General features: G+C 69.7%; 14 protein-coding genes and 1 pseudogene. 9 read left to right on the forward strand and 6 right to left on the reverse strand.

The features are described 5' to 3' along the window. Window positions 1-120 precede the first annotated feature (120 nt). The 3 genes from fxsT to BMG523DRAFT_RS08095 all read left to right on the forward strand — a co-directional run bounded on the left by fxsT (window position 121) and on the right by BMG523DRAFT_RS08095 (window position 4,876). Window positions 121-2,898 carry an FxSxx-COOH system tetratricopeptide repeat protein gene (gene fxsT, locus BMG523DRAFT_RS08085; RefSeq protein WP_023842100.1) on the forward strand — a complete coding sequence of 926 codons (2,778 nt, stop codon included), beginning with the start codon at window positions 121-123 and terminating at the stop codon, window positions 2,896-2,898. Window positions 2,899-3,552: 654 nt separating this feature from the next. Next, a complete protein-coding gene (locus BMG523DRAFT_RS08090) occupies window positions 3,553-3,873 on the forward strand; it encodes a putative quinol monooxygenase (RefSeq protein ID WP_011435328.1) in 321 nt (106 codons plus the stop codon). Between the two features lie 130 nt (window positions 3,874-4,003). Further along, window positions 4,004-4,876, forward strand: coding sequence for an NAD(P)-dependent oxidoreductase (locus BMG523DRAFT_RS08095; RefSeq protein WP_011435327.1), 873 nt, complete (start codon window positions 4,004-4,006; stop codon window positions 4,874-4,876). Between the two features lie 132 nt (window positions 4,877-5,008). Here the strand turns inward: BMG523DRAFT_RS08095 and BMG523DRAFT_RS25870 are convergent, their stop codons facing one another. Beyond that, window positions 5,009-5,578, reverse strand: coding sequence for a hypothetical protein (locus BMG523DRAFT_RS25870; RefSeq protein ID WP_011435326.1), 570 nt, complete (start codon window positions 5,576-5,578; stop codon window positions 5,009-5,011). A gap of 831 nt (window positions 5,579-6,409) precedes the next feature. On the opposite strand from BMG523DRAFT_RS25870, the gene murI reads away from it, so the two are divergent. The 4 genes from murI to rdgB all read left to right on the forward strand — a co-directional run bounded on the left by murI (window position 6,410) and on the right by rdgB (window position 9,540). Beyond that, a complete protein-coding gene (gene murI, locus BMG523DRAFT_RS08105) occupies window positions 6,410-7,312 on the forward strand; it encodes a glutamate racemase (protein ID WP_023842099.1) in 903 nt (300 codons plus the stop codon). After that, complete coding sequence (locus BMG523DRAFT_RS08110; protein WP_023842098.1) at window positions 7,309-8,058, forward strand: MBL fold metallo-hydrolase; 750 nt, start codon at window positions 7,309-7,311, stop codon at window positions 8,056-8,058. The genes murI and BMG523DRAFT_RS08110 overlap by 4 nt, the downstream gene beginning before the upstream one ends. Window positions 8,059-8,137: 79 nt before the next feature. Beyond that, window positions 8,138-8,881 carry a ribonuclease PH gene (rph, locus tag BMG523DRAFT_RS08115; RefSeq protein ID WP_011435323.1) on the forward strand — a complete coding sequence of 248 codons (744 nt, stop codon included), beginning with the start codon at window positions 8,138-8,140 and terminating at the stop codon, window positions 8,879-8,881. Continuing rightward, entirely contained in the window at window positions 8,878-9,540 is a 663-nt protein-coding gene (gene rdgB / locus BMG523DRAFT_RS08120) for an RdgB/HAM1 family non-canonical purine NTP pyrophosphatase (protein WP_023842096.1), read from the forward strand. Before rph ends, rdgB begins: the two co-directional genes overlap by 4 nt. A gap of 163 nt (window positions 9,541-9,703) precedes the next feature. On the opposite strand, the gene BMG523DRAFT_RS08125 is transcribed toward rdgB, so the two are convergent. The 5 genes from BMG523DRAFT_RS08125 to clpS all read right to left on the reverse strand — a co-directional run bounded on the left by BMG523DRAFT_RS08125 (window position 9,704) and on the right by clpS (window position 12,806). Next, window positions 9,704-10,651: a PLP-dependent cysteine synthase family protein gene (locus BMG523DRAFT_RS08125; protein WP_011435321.1), complete on the reverse strand. Its 948-nt coding sequence runs from the start codon at window positions 10,649-10,651 to the stop codon at window positions 9,704-9,706. 22 nt (window positions 10,652-10,673) lie between these two features. Then, complete coding sequence (locus tag BMG523DRAFT_RS08130; RefSeq protein ID WP_043590796.1) at window positions 10,674-11,084, reverse strand: MoaD/ThiS family protein; 411 nt, start codon at window positions 11,082-11,084, stop codon at window positions 10,674-10,676. 240 nt (window positions 11,085-11,324) lie between these two features. Next, on the reverse strand, window positions 11,325-11,729 hold the full coding sequence (locus BMG523DRAFT_RS08135; RefSeq protein ID WP_011435319.1) for a Mov34/MPN/PAD-1 family protein: 405 nt from the start codon (window positions 11,727-11,729) through the stop codon (window positions 11,325-11,327). A gap of 52 nt (window positions 11,730-11,781) precedes the next feature. Further along, complete coding sequence (locus tag BMG523DRAFT_RS08140; RefSeq protein WP_232235102.1) at window positions 11,782-12,318, reverse strand: DUF2017 domain-containing protein; 537 nt, start codon at window positions 12,316-12,318, stop codon at window positions 11,782-11,784. Window positions 12,319-12,515: 197 nt separating this feature from the next. Continuing rightward, window positions 12,516-12,806, reverse strand: coding sequence for an ATP-dependent Clp protease adapter ClpS (clpS, locus tag BMG523DRAFT_RS08145; RefSeq protein ID WP_023841213.1), 291 nt, complete (start codon window positions 12,804-12,806; stop codon window positions 12,516-12,518). Window positions 12,807-13,064: 258 nt separating this feature from the next. On the opposite strand from clpS, the gene BMG523DRAFT_RS08150 reads away from it, so the two are divergent. Together BMG523DRAFT_RS08150 and BMG523DRAFT_RS08155 are read left to right on the forward strand one after the other, a co-directional pair. Continuing rightward, the gene (locus BMG523DRAFT_RS08150; RefSeq protein WP_011435316.1) at window positions 13,065-15,350 is read left to right on the forward strand and encodes a molybdopterin oxidoreductase family protein; all 2,286 of its coding nucleotides are present in this window, start codon (window positions 13,065-13,067) and stop codon (window positions 15,348-15,350) included. A 23-nt stretch (window positions 15,351-15,373) separates the two neighbouring features. Then, a pseudogene (locus BMG523DRAFT_RS08155) lies at window positions 15,374-16,846 on the forward strand (FAD-dependent oxidoreductase); the annotation flags it as partial. Between the last annotated feature and the right edge of the window lie 16 nt (window positions 16,847-16,862).

Below are 16,862 nucleotides of genomic sequence, written 5' to 3' on the forward strand. Positions count from 1 at the left end.
GTCACTCCTTGATCGGGGTTACACCGTTGTTCTTACACACCCCGGGTGTCAGCCCGTTCGGCTGTCCGGTACGCGCCTGGGTTGTGACGATCCGTGGCTACTGTGGCAGGCTGTGCGGCTATGGGCACGAGGGTCCCGGCGTCAGGCGGCGGCGCGGTGCAGGGTGCGGCAAGGTCGCCATCGTCGGGGGTGGATTTCTTCGTCTCCTACACCGGGGCCGATCAGGGATGGGCGGAGTGGATCGCCTGGGTGTTGGAGGACGCCGGCTACCGGGTGCGGATCCAGACCTGGGACTTCAACGCGGGTAGTCATTTCGTCACCGAGATGCATCAGGCGGCACAGGTCGCGGCCCGCACGATCGCGGTGCTGTCGACGGCGTACCTGTCCTCGGCGTTCGCGGAGGCGGAGTGGCAGGCCGCCTGGGCCGCCGACCCGTCCGGGCGGGCGCGCAAGCTGCTGGTGTTCCGAGTGGAGGAATGTGATCGGCCGGGGCTGCTGGGTCAGCTGGTCAGCGTGGACCTGTTCGGCCTCGACCGGGACATCGCGGCCGGGCGGCTGGTGGCCGCGGCACGTGGGGAGCGGAGTAAGCCGGCGGTGGAGCCGGTCTTTCCCGGCGGGCCCGCCCAACCGATGGTCACCGCGACGGGGATGGAGCCGACGTTCCCCGGGCGGCTGCCCGATGTGTGGAACGTGCCGAGTCGCAACCGGCATTTCACCGGCCGCCAGTCCCAGCTCGACCAGATCCGCACCGAGCTGGGGTCGGGGCCGGTGGCGGTGACCACCCTGCACGGCATGGGCGGGGTGGGCAAGACCCAGTTGGCCGTCGAGTACGCCCATCGGCACGCCGCCGAGTACACATTGGTCTGGTGGATCGACGCGGAACAGACCCTCCTGGTCGGCGAGAAGTTCGCCGCGCTCGCGGGCCCGCTGGGTCTGTCGACCGATGGAGCGGTATCCGACATCGCGGCCATCGTGCTCGCAGCCCTAGGCCGTCGGGTGGGGTGGCTGGTGGTGTTCGACAACGCCGAGGATCCCGTCGCCTTGCGGGACTGGCTGCCAAGCGGACCGGGCCATGTGCTGATCACGTCCCGGAATCCGGGCTGGGAGGCACTCGCCGCCGCGGTCGACGTGGACGTGTTTGAACGGGCTGAGGCGGTGGCGTTCCTGACCCGCCGTCTTCCCGGCCTGAACGCGGCGGTAGCCGACGCGCTGGCTGCCGAGTTGGGTGACCTGCCTCTGGCGTTGGCGCAGGCCGCCGGCTACCTCACCACGACCCGGACGGATCCGGCCAGTTACCTTGCGAAGTTCCGTACCCGGCGTACGACGCTGCTGGGCAAAGGGGGCGATCCCCTCTATGCCGGCACCATCGCCACCGCTTGGTCCATGGCTCTGGAACGGCTGCGGGCCGACGCCCCGGCCACCGTGCAGCTGCTGACGCTGTGCGCGCTGCTGGCTCCCGAACCGATCCCGTTGGCCCTGTTCGATGACCATCCCGATCTTCTCGACGGCCCGTTGGCGCAGGCGTGCGCCGGTACCCATCCCCGGCTCGACCTCGACGATGTGGTCGGTGACGCGCTGGCCTACTCCCTGGCCCGCCGGAGCGGGAACACGATTCAGCTGCACCGCCTCGTCGGGGCAGTCATCGCCGGTCAGCTGCCCGAGGAACGTCGCGACGTCCTGCGCGGCGTGGTGGTGGCCCTGGTGGAGGCCGCACTGCCGGATGAACCCCACCGGTCCGGGACGTGGCCTGTCTACGCCATGCTGGTCCCCCACGCACGTATCGTGTTCCGTCCGGACCGTCCCGGCGTCCTGAAACTGCTCGAGTATCTCGACGCCAGTGGTGACTACCGGACGGCGAAGATCGTGCAGGAGGACGTCCACAACGACACCGTGGCACGGCTGGGCGCCGAGCATCCCGCGGCTCTGCGTACGCGTGCCGCCGTCGCCAACTGGACCGGGGAGGCGGGGGATCCGGGAGGCGCGCGCGACATGCTCGCGGCGTTGCTGCCCGTCTGCGACCGAGCCCTGGGCGCCGACGACCGGCAGACCCTGCTGGTCGCGGCCCGTCTCGCGGACTGGACCGGGCAGGCCGGCGACTGGCCCGGCGCGCGCGACCTGTGCCTGTCCATCCTGCCCCGGTGGCGACGCGTCGCGGGTGAGGATGATCCGGAGACCCTGTATGTCTGGGCGAATCTCGGGTTCTGGACCGGGCAGGCCGGCGACGTGGCGGGCGCGTGCGCTCACTACGCCGCGTTTCTGCCGATCAGGGAACGGGTGCTGGGACCGGAACACCCGGATGTTCTCGAATCCCGTGACCAGTACGCCCGTTGGATCGGGGAGGCCGGGGATCCCGCGGCCGCGCGCGACCTGTGCTCGGCGCTGCTCACCGTCCATGAGCGGGTGTCCGGCGCGGAGCATCACGGCACGCTGTGGGTCCGCACCAACCTCGCCTGGTGGACCGGCAAGGCGGGTGACCCGGCCGCCGCCCGCGACCAGTACGCACAGTTACTGCCGATCCGTGAGCGGGTCTCGGGTCCCGAGCATCCCGCGACCTTGGTCGCCCGGGGTAACTTCGCCTACTGGGTGGGTCAGGCGGGAGACCCCGCGATGGCCCGTGACCAGTACGCCGCCCTGCTCCTGATCCACCGGCGGGTCCTCGGCCCCGACCATCCGGACACGTTGCTCGACCAGCGCAACCTCGCCCACTGGACCGGGGAGGCGGGGGATCCCGCGGGTGCCCGAGACCAGTTTGCCGCGGTACTGGCGCTGTTCGAACGGGCGTTGGGACCCGAGCACCGCGAGACCGTGGCCGCCCGCACCGAGCTCGCCGTCTGGACGGCCGCCGCACCCGACTGGGCTGCCGCGCCACCCGGATCCGCGACCGCCGGAAGGCCGTAGCCAAGCCCGACGGTCAGGGCTGTCGCGGCCACAAGCGCAGCCGAACGGGACCATGTGAGACGAGATTTCACTCCGCGCCATCCTCGATTCCGCATTGTCGGTCCGACGCCGTATCGAACCGCGAAGAGACCACGCCCGGCGGAGTCGACAGCATACGGCTGGACGTAGACCATGCAAGTCTCCTGAATCATCAGAGCAACAGGGCGCCGACCTTGCCTACATCCCGCCGGAGTGCGGTGCAGCGGCCAGCCGTCAAGGGATTTCCATTCACAGGTCGGTGAACACGAGTCGTCTCGAATTTGAACCACGAGTCGATGGAAGAAATCAGGCTGTGGCCCGCCGGCCGCGAATCGCTAGGCCGGCCGGGAGACCATGCCCGTCATCCACCAGATCCAGCCTTGAAGGAATACCATCGGGTACCGTTCATGACGTCCATATCGTCTTTGGTCGACAGAATCTGCTGTACATCGGCCTCCTGCCGTCAAGGTCCGGATGGCCCGTCCCGGACTACACAAGGCGGCCGATCTCAGGCCGCATCGATGTGGCCGGGCTCTCAGGCCACCATTAGAGTGATCTCCCGGATACGGTGACAGTACGTCGCGAAGCGACAGCGCCCCGCCATGTCCCTGTCGCAACACCCTGAGGAGGAGATCCATGTTCGGTCTGACGGTGCGGTTCGAGGTACGCCCGGACACGGCGGACGCGTTCGACGCGTTGGTGGCCGAGACGGTGCCGCTGATCGCCGCCCACGAACCCGGGACCTTGATCTACACTACCCATCGGGTGGTCGGCGACGACAATGCCCGGCTCTTCTACGAGCTCTACCGCGACCGCGAGGCGTTCGAGGATCATGAGAACCAGCCGCACATCCACCATTTCGTCGCCGAGCGGCAGGATCTGCTCACCGGTCCCCCGCGTATCGAGTTCATCACACTGACCTCGGGCACCGGGCTTCCTACGATGACAGGCGCCTGAGGACCCGGCACCTGCCGGTCCGTTCTTCACCCGCCCTGGGCTGGAGCGGCCGATGCCACTTGGCCCAGCCCAGCCGGGCAGGAAACCCGCGTCGGCGGACCGTCCGCCGACCAGGCCAGGAGGGTGACGCATGAAAATCGGTTTCATCGGACTTGGCGGAATGGGCAGCGCCATGGCGCGCAATCTGATCGACGCCGGCCACACCGTACTGGCCTGGAACCGCTCACCGGATCCCGTCACCGAGCTGGCCGCCGCCGGTGCGGTGCCCGCCAGCATCTCCGAGGCGTTCGCCACCGGAATCGTCCTCAGCATGTTGGCGGACGACCAGGCCGTCACCGACCGCCTGCTCGATCCGCGGGTACTGACCGCCGCGCCGGCCGGAGCACTGCATGTGAATATGGCCACCGTCAGCACCGCGCTGGCGATCCAGGCCCGGCGTGAGCACGCCGAGCACGGGCTGCGCTACCTCGCGGCTCCCGTCTTCGGCCGGACCGACGCCGCCCGCGCCGGCAACCTCACCATCGTGACCAGCGGCGATCCGGACACGATCGCCGAGGTTCAGCCCCTGTTCGACGTCCTCGGCCGGCGAACCTGGACGGTCGGCGATGCGCCGGAGCACGCCAACCTGGTGAAGATCCTGGGTAACTATCTGATCGCCTGCAGCATCGAGGCGATGGCGGAGGCGAGCGCCGTCATCGAGGCCGGCGGGATGAACCCGGCCACGTTCATCGAAGTGCTCACCGACAACCTGTTTACCGGCCCGGTCTTCACCGGCTATGGCCGCATGATCGGAAACCGGGACTACGAGCCCGTCAACTTCCGTCTCCCGCTCGGGTTGAAGGACGTCCAGCTCGCGCTGGCCTCAGGGCTGGAACGGAACGTTCCGCTGCCCTTCGGCGGCGTGCTGCGGGACGCCTTCGTCGACGCGCTGGCGCATGGCCAGACCGACCAGGACTGGGCCGCGGTGACCGAGACGGCCCGCCGGCGCGCCGGGCTCGCCTGATCCACGGTGCCGGGCCGCCACCGCACCGCGCTGCACCGTACCGACCTCAACGACCGTACCGAGCACAGCACGGACGGGATGTGCCCGGCCGGAGGAACGCCGCCCTGGCCGGTCAGTCCCCACTGGGCATCGCTACGGCTGGCGGCTGTCGTCGTGGTGCTTCTCTGGCTCCGCCGGCACCGGGCCGGACTGCGTGGCCCGGTGATGCTGTCCGGTGTCGGCGGACAGCAGGCCGGACATGGATACTCCGGTAAGAGCGGGCGGCGGGAAACCCGCGCCACGGCGGACCGCGGAGCCATACCAGCGGTCGTCGTCGAAACCGCTCTCGTCGTCGCTGCCGTCCGGACCGTCCCCGCCGGCGTAGTCCCAGCTCGACGACCAGTTGTCCGACGAGGACTCGACGGAGGCATCGGATGCGTCCGAACGCGCCCAGTCGAACTCACCACGACCGAACACGAACGAGCCACCCATCGGACGATTCTCCGGTATCGAGCGGTGCACGGACGCCGACGCCGACGCCGACGCCGGGCCGACGACACGCGGGATCACAAGCCAGGCAGTGATGTTGACCCCCACGACAACGAGGATAATGACAATCGGAACCAGATAGCCGTACTCGGGCGGCAGCATGACGGCAAGCGCCGTCAACCCTCCCACCAGGAGGGCGACGCCCGTGGAGATCGCCGCGAGGAGCCGGGCCATGGACATGTTCCTATCGCCGTACGGCCAGCGATGCCCCCGATCGACGTCAACCCGACAAGGCAGAGGACAGTTTGGTGCCGTGTATCCCGCTTACACCGTCCGTCCTCACGCCATGGGACGATCTTGAGTGCTCGAAGAGCCACCCGACCGCGACCCTCCGTGCGTGGTCACGTGCTGACGTCCCCTGATCTCCCTGGATGACTGCACGGCCGGACGATGGCAAGACCACCGCGTGACGTCATCGTAGAAGCGCGGGGAGACGTCGGGAACCACGTTGCGTCGACACCCCGGGGACGGCTTGGAGGCGGCCTGGAAGACGCCTGGAGACATCGAGGATGCGACTGGGGTGCCTCGAATCGGGGACGGATGGGAACGACCCGGACACCTCAGCCGCGTCCTCAACATACCTGTTCGATAGCTAGTAGTCACTGATCGATTACAGGCAGTTCTAGCCTACACTCCGTTTGGCGTGCCTGTACCCGTATGGCATACCCACCCGGGCACGGCTCCTCGTGGACGATCGACAGACGGACCACGCATTTCCCGCGATACATCGATGAAAGATCGCGTTCCGGACCAGGCGAAGGTCATCGGATGATCCAGCAGACCGGGACGATCCCCGGATGTCGAGCCGGCCACACCTCGGCCCCTCGCGGCACGCGGACGCCTTCACCTGGGTAAACAACGAGGTATGACGCACAGCGATGCGCCCAGCTCAGCGAGGCGAGATGGTCCTATGTCGGACGCGCGAGGACTGTCCGGGACCGGACAATGGTTCCGTGACAACAGCCACAGGGTGAGCATCGGGTTTCCGGCTTAGTCTGATCGCTCATGAGCGGCGCGCCGATCGGGGTGTTCGACAGCGGGGTGGGCGGTCTGACTGTGGCGCGCGCCATTTTGGACCAGCTTCCGCATGAGCCCCTGATGTATCTCGGGGACACCGCTCGGGCACCCTACGGTCCGCGGCGGATCGCCGAGGTGCGTCGCTACGCCCTCGATGCCCTCGACCGGCTCGTGGACGAGGGCGTGAAGCTGCTGGTCATCGCCTGCAACACGGCAAGTGCCGCCTGTCTGCGCGACGCCCGGGAGCGTTACGACATACCAGTCATCGAAGTGATCATGCCGGCGACCCGCCGAGCGGCCGCGGCGACCCGCAGCGGGCGGGTAGGCGTCATCGGCACGCTGGCGACGATTGCCAGCCGCGCCTACGACGACGCGTTCACCGCCGCCGCGGGCGTGGAGTTGACCGGTGCGGCCTGCCCGGCGTTCGTGGACTTCGTTGAGCGGGGTATCACCTGCGGGCGGCAGTTGCTCGGTCTGACCGAGGCGTACCTCGCACCATTGCAGGAAGCCAACGTGGACACGGTGATACTCGGATGTACACATTACCCACTGCTGACGGGGGTCATCGGCCTCGTGATGGGAGAGGGCGTCACTCTGGTGAGTAGTGCCGAGGAGACGGCCAAGGACACCTACCGGGTACTTGTCCGGCATGGACTCTTCCGCGATCCGGACCTTCCGCCGCCCACCCACCGGTTCCTCACCACGGGTGATCCAACCTTGTTCAGCCGGGTGGGACGCAGGTTCCTCGGCCCCGAACTCGTCGGCGTCGCGGCGGTGTCCCCGCCCGTTCCCGCCGCGCGGGCCACAGTCACGCCTCCAGCCGTATGGGCCGCCCGAACCGGGGCGGACCAGGAACCCTCCTCCCAGCAGAGCCCGGTGGTGCCACGGTGAAACTGACGATCCTCGGCTGTTCAGGCACGTATCCCGGCCCGACGTCGGCCTGTTCGTCCTACCTCGTCGAGTCGGACGACGGGTTCCGGCTCGTCCTCGACGCGGGCAACGGGTCCATGGGCGAACTGCAACGGCACTGCGACCTGCGTGAGATCGACGCGGTGCTGCTCAGCCACCTGCACGGCGACCACTGCCTGGACCTGGTGGCCAACTCCTATGCGCGGCGGTACCACCCGGAGGGCATGCCGCCCAAGCTCCCGGTCTACGGCCCGATCAACACCCAGGAACGGCTGTGCGGAGCGTTCGAGAAATGGCCGGACGACAGCCTGGCCGACATCTACGACTTCCGGACCATCGGCGCCGGCCGCCTGCACATCGGGCCGTTCCGGATCGATCTCACCCGGGTGGCCCATCCGGTGGAGGCCTATGGCATCCGCCTCACCGCCGACGATCGGGTACTGACCTACTCGGGCGACACCGGGGCGTGTGACCGGCTGGTCCGCCTCGCTACCGACAGCGATCTCTTCCTCTGCGAGGCGTCGTTCCTCGATGAGGAGGACAACCCCCCTGACCTGCATCTGACCGGCCGGGAGGCCGGCGAGCACGCCCGGCGAGCCGGCGTGGGTCAGCTCGTGCTCACGCATCTTGTCCCGTGGGGGAACGCCGCCCGTTCCGAGGAGGAGGCGGCTGGCGTCTACGACGGCCCGCTGACCCTCGCGAGCCCCGGCACCGTCTATGAACTCTGAGAGCTCTGGGAGCTCTGACGGACCGCACCTCCGCACCTCGGCGCGCGGCCGGGTCACCCTGGGCCGATAGTGTCGCGACGTGATACGAGCGGATGGCAGGAGACCGGACGAACTCCGGCAGGTGACGATCCTGCGGGGATGGCAGGAGCACGCGGAGGGATCCGCGCTGATCAGTGCGGGCCGGACCAGGGTGCTGTGCGCGGCCTCGGTGACCACGGGGGTCCCGCGCTGGCGCAAGGGCAGCGGCCTGGGCTGGGTGACCGCCGAGTACTCCATGCTTCCACGGGCCACCGACACCCGTAACGATCGCGAGTCCGTGCGCGGCCGCATCTCCGGGCGGACCCATGAGATCTCCCGACTGATTGGCCGCAGCCTGCGTGCCTGCATCGACCTGAAGGCCCTCGGCGAGAACACCATTGCGATCGACTGCGACGTGCTGCTCGCCGACGGCGGCACGCGCACCGCCGCGATCACCGGCGCCTACGTCGCGCTGGTCGACGCCGCCCGCTGGCTCGGCCGGCCCGATGCGATCATCACGAGCGTCAGTGCGGTCAGCGTCGGCGTGGTCAAGGGTGAGGCGATGCTCGACCTGGCCTACAGCGAGGATTCCACCGCGGACACCGACATGAACGTGGTGTGCACCGGGGCGGACGGTTTCGTCGAGGTCCAGGGCACCGCCGAGGGCACCCCGTTCGACCGGACGATGCTCGACAGCCTGCTCGACCTCGCAGTGCGTGGATGCGCTCAGCTCACCGCGATCCAGACCGAGGCGTTGCGCGGCCCGGTCCCGGCGGGGCCTCCCCGCCCGGGAGGTGCTCGATGAGCGCCGAACACCACGGATCGGCCCGGACGACGAAGGTGGTCCTCGCCAGTCGCAACGAGGCGAAGCTCGCGGAGCTGCGCCGCATCCTGGCGGCCAGCGGCCTGGCCGTGGAGCTGGTGGGCCTGCCGCCAGGCGAGGAGGTGCCCGAGACCGGGACGACCTTCGCCGAGAACGCTCTGATCAAGGCGCGGGCGGCGGTCGCGGAGACCGGGCTGCCCGCGGTCGCCGACGACTCCGGGCTCGCCGTCGACGAGCTGGCCGGGATGCCGGGGGTGCGCTCGGCTCGATGGTCGGGCTGGCGCGACGGCACCCGGGTCGAACGGGACACCGCCAACAACACCCTGCTGCTCGCGCAGCTTGACGACGTCCCGGCCGACCGGCGCGGCGCCGCCTTCGTCTGCGCGGCGGCCCTGGTCACCCCGGACGGCGTCGAACAGGTCGCCCACGGCGAGCTACGTGGCACCCTGCTGACCGAACCTCGCGGCGTGGGCGGCTTCGGCTACGACCCACTGTTCCTGGCCGACGGTCAGACCCGGACGAACGCCGAACTGTCCGCGGCGGAGAAGGATGCGATCAGCCACCGCGGCCGAGCCTTCGGCGAACTGGCCCTGGTCCTCGGCGAGGTCCTCGCCGCCCCACCCACCCCCGCCACCGACTGAACCGCCGCATCGCGGCGAAGCCCCGGGGTCCCCGCATTGCGGCGAAGCCGCCAACCACCCCCGACGGCTCCCCCAGGAAGCTCGCCGAAGGCGAGCTGACGGAAACCCCGAACGGCGCCCAAGGCCAGGGGTCCCCGCATTGCGGCGAAGCCGCCATGCGGGGCTAGGCCCACAGCTGCCCTTCCAGGGCGGCTTCGGCTTCTTCGAGGGTGCCGGCGTAGGCGCCGGTGGACAGATACTTCCAGCCACCGTCACAGACGATCAGGACTATATCGGCCGACTTGCCCTCCTTGACCGCCCGCTCGGCCTGCGCAAGCGCCGCGTGCAGGATGGCCCCGGTGGAGATCCCGGCGAAGATGCCCTCCTCCTGCACCAGCTCGCGGGTACGGCGCAGCGCCTCCCGCGGACCGACCGAGTATCGCGAGGTGAGCACCGACGGGTCGTACAGTTCGGGAACGAACCCCTCGTCGATGTTGCGCAGCCCGTACACCAGCTCGCCGTAGCGCGGTTCGGCCGCGACGATCGAGATGTCCGGCACCCGTTCCTTGAGGTAACGACCGGTTCCCATGAGGGTTCCGGTCGTGCCGAGGCCCGCCACGAAGTGCGTGATTTCGGGCAGGTCCTCGAGAATCTCCGGCCCGGTCGTCTCATAGTGCGCCTGGGCGTTCGCCGGATTGCCGTACTGGTAGAGCATCACCCAGTCGGGATTCTCAGCGGCCAGCCGCTTCGCGACGGCGACCGCCTCATTCGATCCGCCGGCGGCGGGCGAGAACCTGATCTCGGCGCCCCACATCTGCAGGAGCTGACGGCGCTCGATCGAGGTGTTCTCCGGCATCACACAGATCAGCCGGTAGCCCCGCTGACGGCAGGCCATGGCCAGCGAGATCCCGGTATTACCGGACGTCGGTTCGAGCACGGTCGCGCCCGGAGTGAGCAGACCGCGCTTCTCGCCGTCGGCGATCATCCACAGCGCCGCCCGGTCCTTGATCGAACCGGTCGGGTTGTCCTGTTCCAGCTTCGCCCACAGCCGGGCATCCGGCGACGGCGACAGTCGCGGAAGCCCGACCAGCGGGGTCCGGCCGACGGAGTCGGCCAGGGAGGAGAAGCGCATGAGTCGGGACCCGTCGCTCGCGTCAGTGCCGCCCGGGCGACATGCCAGGCGACAGCACGGCCAGCCCCTCGCTGCCCGGAACTTCGGCGCTGCCCGGAACTTCGGCGCTGCCCGGAACTTCGGCGCTGCCCGGAAACTCCCCGACGTCGACGGAGCCGCCGGCGACGGCGGGAAGGATGGTGACCTCGTCGCCGTCGCTGAGCTTGGCGTCGAGACCGCCGAGGAAACGAACGTCCTCGTCGTTGACGTAGATGTTGACAAAGCGGTGCAGCTCGGAACCGTTGTCACCGGTCACCAGCCGGCCCCGCAGCCCGGCGTACCGGGAGTCGAGATCGAGGAAGAGCGCGGCGACCGTGTCGCCCGTGCCCTCGACCAGCTTCGAACCTCCCGTGTAGGTACGCAGGATCGTCGGCACACGGACCTGGACTGCCATGGTGCTCCTTTCGCGGGTGCCACCGGCCGGGCTCGGCGGTGGCGCCGCCCGGATGGGCGGGGTGTCACGTCAGCGGGTTCTACCTCAGGCGGACAAGCGGACGAGTCGTGGGTGCCAAGGCTCCGCAGTCATCATCTTCCCGGACCGTGTCCACCATCTTCCCGGACCATGTCCCTTCCCGGACCATGTCCGTCGCCGCGTCATCGTCCGTCGCCGCGTCATCTGCAACACCAGGTCGTCTCAGACGATTTCCACCGGCTCCTCGGTGACCACGCCATCGACGATCCGGTAGGACCGGAACTCGGTCACGTCCGGCTCCCGGGTGGAGGCCAGTACGTAGTGCGCGCCCGGCTCGGCCGCGAGGGACACGTCGGTTCTGGACGGGTACGCCTCGGTTGCGGTGTGCGAGTGGTAGATGATGACGGGCTCCTCGTCCCGGTCGTCCATCTCCCGCCACACCTTGAGCTGCTCCATTGGGTCGAAGCGGTAAAAGGTCGGCGAACGCTCCGCGTTCTCCATCGGGATGAACCGCTTCGGCCGGTCCGACCCCAGGGAGCCGGCGACGATGCCACAGGCCTCGTCGGGATGATCTCGACGGGCATGGGCGACGATCGCCTCATAGCAGGCACGGTCGATTCGCAGCACGAGCCCACCGTACGACGCCGAAGGGGCGGTTCGGGTCGGCCTTCGCCCGCGACTACCCCAGAGCTCGGGTCAGATCGTCGAGCAGCTCGGTCAGGAACGCGTAGACCGCGACGAGCGGGCGGCGGGAATCGTCCGGGTCGAGGTGTTCGAGTTCCGCGGTGGAGTCGTCGTCGGTGAGACCGAGGCGGGTTCCCAGCACCAACCGGAGGTCGTTCAGCGTCGTCAGCCAGTCCTGAGCGGCCTCCTCATCGAGCAGGAGCGCCCTCCCAGGCGCCGGCACAGCGGACAGCACCCGCCGAGCGGCGTCACGCTTGCGGGCGAGCAGATCGTCCGTCCGGCGGCGGCGGAAGTCCCCGGAGGCCATCGGATCGTCCGGGTAGGGGTCGGGAAGCAGACGAGCGATCGCCGGATCGTCCGGCGGCGGCGGCGCGGTGTCACGCAACCCCACCAGCGCCTCCAGCGGGTCCTCGACCGGCGGCGGTTCGAGCAGGGACTCGATCTGGCCGACGAGCTCGATCAGCAACGCCGCCTCGAGCCGGGGAAGGCGCAGCTCGATCCCGGCACGCGTGCGGCGGAAGCCGTCAGCCACGTCCCTCCGTTCCCCCACTCCCACGCTCCCGGCGACGGTGCGCCCGGGACGACCGCCCCACATGACCGTCTGAACCGTCCGACCACGGACGCAGCCAGCCTACCCAGGGCATGCCGCACGGGCTGCTCCGGGCGGCAGGGCACCGGTGCGACGGAAAGAGCCCCGGGTCGGGCACCGGTCTCGGGTCACCGGTCGGGTCAGTCCTGGGCGATCGTCGCCCACAGGCCGTAGGCGTGCAGGCGCTCGGCGTCGGCTTCCATCTCCTCCCTGGTGCCGACGGCCACCGAAGCCCGCCCCTTGTGATGGACGTCGAGCATCAGCTTGGTGGCCTTCGGCTTGCTGTAGCCGAAGAGCTTCTGGAAGACATACGTCACGTATGACATCAGGTTGATCGGGTCGTTCCAGACAATGGTGACCCACGGCCGATCGTCATCGAGGGTCTCGTCGACTTCCTCGACATCGAGAGGCGACACGGCGGCGACAGACACGCTGCCTATTGTTACGCCATTCCCACGACAGTTCTCCTCGACGGGTCGTGTGCCGTGGCCGGCAATCACCTCTCAGCAGGCGGCCCAACGCCGGGAGACGACCGAGCGCCGCAGGGTGGCATCGTCGGGGCCGCAGCCGCACATCGGGGGGCCGCACATCGGGGGGCCGGCCAGGATGAGAACCACTTTGCCGCCGCGAAACGGCTCCGACCCGGCCGAGACACCCCCTCGCCGCACGCTCGGTGCGTGACCACGACCATGCCGGTGCCGGCCGCGCCCCTTGCCGAGGCTGCGACACACTGCCCGTACTGCGCCCTGCAGTGCGGAATGATGCTGCGCGCCACCCCGGAGAGCGCCGCCAAGGAAGGCACCGGAAAAGACGACGGCCCGGAACCCGCAGGTGGAAGGTCTCCGGGGCCGGTTACCGTGCTCGCCCGCGAGTTCCCCACCAACCGGGGCCGGATGTGCCAGAAGGGGTGGACCTCCGCCGAGCTGCTGACCGCCGCGGACCGGCTCACCACCCCGCTGATGCGGCCGCGACGCGACGCCCCCCTCGAGCCGGTGAGCTGGGAACGGGCACTCGACCGCATCACCGAGGGGATCATCCGCCTCCAGCGCGAACACGGCCCGGACGCGGTCGGCGTCTTCGGCGGCGGCGGGTTGACCAACGAGAAGGCCTACGCCCTAGGCAAGTTCGCTCGGGTGGCGCTGCGCAGCTCCGCGATCGACTACAACGGCCGGTTCTGCATGTCGTCGGCGGCCGCCGCGGGCATCCGCTCGTTCGGGCTGGACCGGGGCCTGCCCTTCCCACTGGAGGACATCGCGCACGCCGGGGCCGTCATCATGGTCGGCAGCAACGCGGCCGAGACCATGCCCCCGTTCATGCAGTATCTGACCCGCCAGCGGGAGAACGGCGGGGCGCTCGTGGTCGTCGACCCGCGGCTGACGGCCACCGCCCGCGCCGCGGCCCTACATCTGCAGATCACCCCGGGAACTGACCTGGCCCTGGCCAACGGGCTGGCCTACATCGCCCTAACGGAGGGGTACGCCAACCGCGACTTCCTCGCCGCTCGGACGACGGGCCTCGCCGAGCTGCGAGCAGTACTCGCCTCCTACTGGCCCGAACGGGTGGAGCGCATCACCGGAGTGCCGGTGGCAGACCAGTACGCCGCCGTGGACCTGCTCGCCCAGGCCGAACGGGCGATGGTGCTCAGCGCCCGCGGTGCCGAACAACACAGCAAGGGCACCGACACCGTCACGGCGCTCATCAACCTCGCCCTCGTACTGGGGCTGCCCGGCACCCCCGGGTCGGGCTACGGCTGTCTCACCGGCCAGGGCAACGGGCAGGGCGGCCGGGAACACGGGCAGAAGGCCGACCAGCTTCCCGGCTATCGCAAGATCATCGATCCGGTGGCCCGGGAGCACATCGGTCGAATCTGGGGCGTCGACCCGACGACCATCCCCGGTCCGGGCCGCAGCGCCTACGAGATGCTGGACGCGCTCGGCACGCCGCAGGGCCCGAGGGCGCTCCTCATCCTCGGCAGCAACATCGCCGTCTCCGCCCCCCGGGCCGGTCGGATCACCTCGCGGCTGGCCGCCTTGGACCTGCTCGTCGTCGCCGACTTCGTGCTCAGCGAGACGGCGGCCATGGCCGACATCGTCCTGCCGACCGCCCAGTGGGCGGAGGAGGAGGGGACGATGACCAACCTGGAGGGTCGGGTACTGCGGCGGGAACGGCTGCGGCCTCCTCCGGCCGGGGTACGCACCGACCTGGAGATCATCGCGGCGCTCGCCGCCCGACTCGGCCACGCCGAGCGCTTTCCCGGCGAACCACGGGCGGTCTTCGACGAGCTGCGCCGGGCCAGCGCCGGAGGGATCGCCGACTACGCGGGCATCAGCTACGAGCGGATCACCGCATCGGACGGGGTGTTCTGGCCCTGCCCGGACGAGACGCACCCGGGCACCCCCCGGATGTTCCTGGATCGCTTCGCCACCCCGGACGGACGGGCCCGGCTCGTGCCGGTCGAGCACCGTCCGGTGGCGGAGGACATCGACCCCGAGTACCCCTACTACCTGACCACCGGGCGGGTGCTGGCTCATTACCAGAGCGGTGCGCAGACCCGCCGGATCGGACCCCTCGTTGACGCCGCGCCGGAACCCTTCGTCGAGATCCATCCCGACCTCGCCGAACGGCTCGGGATCGCTGAGGGGGCGCCGGTGCGGGTCACGAGCCGACGAGGCACCTGCGAGGTGCCGGCGAGGCTGACCGACACCCTCCGATTCGACACCGTCTTCCTGCCCTTCCACTGGGCCGGGGCCGGACGGGCGAACTCCCTGACCAACGACGCGCTCGACCCGACGTCCCGGATGCCCGAGTTCAAGGTGTGCGCGGTCGCGGTCGAGCCGATCGACGACCCGGACGACAACCCGGACGACGATCGGCATGCCACCGGGTCCGTCCCCACCGCGACGGTCGGGGCTGCCGAACCCGTCCGAGCCATGTTGACGGGCCGCAGCCAACCGAGCGGAAGGCACCAAGGGTGATGACCGCAAGACCCCGAACCATGATGCACGACGCCGCGCCCGCGTCGGACTCCACAGGGGCCTCCGGGCCGCGCCGCGTAGTCATCGTGGGGCATGGGATGGCGGGCTCCCGGATGATCAGCGAGCTTCGTTCCCGAGATCCCAACCTGATCATCACCGTGTTCGGGGAGGAGCCGCATCCCGCCTACAACCGCATCCTGCTGTCGAACGTCCTGGCAGGAAAGGCGGATCTGGCCGACATCACCCTGGTCGACCATGCGGCGTCCGGCGACAGCGGTGACGGCACGCCCCCGCGCGCCCTGGTCGACGTCCGGGCCGGCGTGGTGGCGCACCACATCGACCGTACGCGTCGCACCGTCACGGCCGACGACGGCAGCGTCGTCGCCTACGACGTACTCATCCTCGCCACCGGGAGCCGGGCGTGGCTGCCACCAATCGAGGGACTGACCCGACCGGATGGGACGCTGCTACCCGGAGTGGCGGCGTTCCGCACCCTCGACGACTGCCGGCACATCCTCACCCAGTCCGAACGGGCCACCCGCGCGGTGGTACTCGGCGGCGGCCTACTCGGCCTGGAGGCGGCCCGCGGCCTGGTCCGCCGCGGTCTGGACACGACGGTCCTGCACGCTGCGGGTCACCTGATGAACCGCCAGCTCGACCGGCGGGCCGGACAGGTGCTGGTCCGGACGCTGGCCGGGCTCGGGGTGCGGTCCCGGCTCGAGGCCAGGGTCGTCCGGATCCATGGCGACGAGCGGCTCGCCGGCGTGGAGCTGGCCGGCGACGAGGTGCTCGACGCCGATCTGCTGGTGGTCTCGACCGGCGTCGTGGCGGTGACCGACCTCGCCGCGGCGGCCGGCCTGCCGGTCGAAGCCGGGATCGTGGTGGACGATCAGATGCGCTCCCCCGCCGATCCGGCCGTGTTCGCGGTCGGTGACTGCGCGCAGCACGACGGGACGGTGCAGGGGCTGGTGGCGCCGGCGTGGGACCAGGTCCGGGTGGTGGCCGACGTTGTCACCGCCGCCGACCCCGCCGCGCGCTACAGCGGCGCCCGACCCGTGACCAGGCTCAAGGCGTCGGGAGTGGATCTCGCCACCATGGGCGAGGTCGACGTGGACGAGTTCGACGAGGACGCCGAGGTGCTGCAGTTCGTCGATGTCACCCGGGGCACCTTCAAGAAGCTGGTGATCCGCGGGGACCGACTGGTGGGCGCGATCATGCTCGGTGACAACCCGACGGTGGGGACCGTGACGCAGCTGTTCGACCGGCAGGCTCCGGTGCCGGCCGACCGGCGCAGCCTGCTGTTCCCGACCCGGACCGAGGTCACCGTCACCGACAGTCCGGCGACCCTGCCCGACCGGGTCACCATCTGCCGGTGCAACAACGTGACCAAGGGCGGGATCACCCGCTGCTGGTTGGACGGGGCACGTGACCTGCCGGCGATCGTCACCGGTACCCGGGCGACGACCGGATGCGGCACCTGTCGGGACGCCGTCGCGGGCATCGTCGAGTGGC

Origin of the sequence: Frankia sp. BMG5.23, assembly GCF_000685765.2 — a bacterium.
GTDB classification, from domain to species: domain Bacteria; phylum Actinomycetota; class Actinomycetes; order Frankiales; family Frankiaceae; genus Frankia; species Frankia casuarinae.

Bases quoted from the DNA above. Each gene is read 5' to 3' on its own strand.
- fxsT (WP_023842100.1), top strand. From the start codon at position 121: ATGGGCACGAGGGTCCCGGCGTCAGGCGGCGGCGCGGTGCAGGGTGCG.
- BMG523DRAFT_RS08090 (WP_011435328.1), top strand. From the start codon at position 3,553: ATGTTCGGTCTGACGGTGCGGTTCGAGGTACGCCCGGACACGGCGGAC.
- BMG523DRAFT_RS08095 (WP_011435327.1), top strand. From the start codon at position 4,004: ATGAAAATCGGTTTCATCGGACTTGGCGGAATGGGCAGCGCCATGGCG.
- BMG523DRAFT_RS25870 (WP_011435326.1), bottom strand. From the start codon at position 5,578: ATGGCCCGGCTCCTCGCGGCGATCTCCACGGGCGTCGCCCTCCTGGTG.
- murI (WP_023842099.1), top strand. From the start codon at position 6,410: ATGAGCGGCGCGCCGATCGGGGTGTTCGACAGCGGGGTGGGCGGTCTG.
- rdgB (WP_023842096.1), top strand. From the start codon at position 8,878: ATGAGCGCCGAACACCACGGATCGGCCCGGACGACGAAGGTGGTCCTC.
- BMG523DRAFT_RS08125 (WP_011435321.1), bottom strand. From the start codon at position 10,651: ATGCGCTTCTCCTCCCTGGCCGACTCCGTCGGCCGGACCCCGCTGGTC.
- BMG523DRAFT_RS08130 (WP_043590796.1), bottom strand. From the start codon at position 11,084: ATGGCAGTCCAGGTCCGTGTGCCGACGATCCTGCGTACCTACACGGGA.
- BMG523DRAFT_RS08150 (WP_011435316.1), top strand. From the start codon at position 13,065: ATGCCGGTGCCGGCCGCGCCCCTTGCCGAGGCTGCGACACACTGCCCG.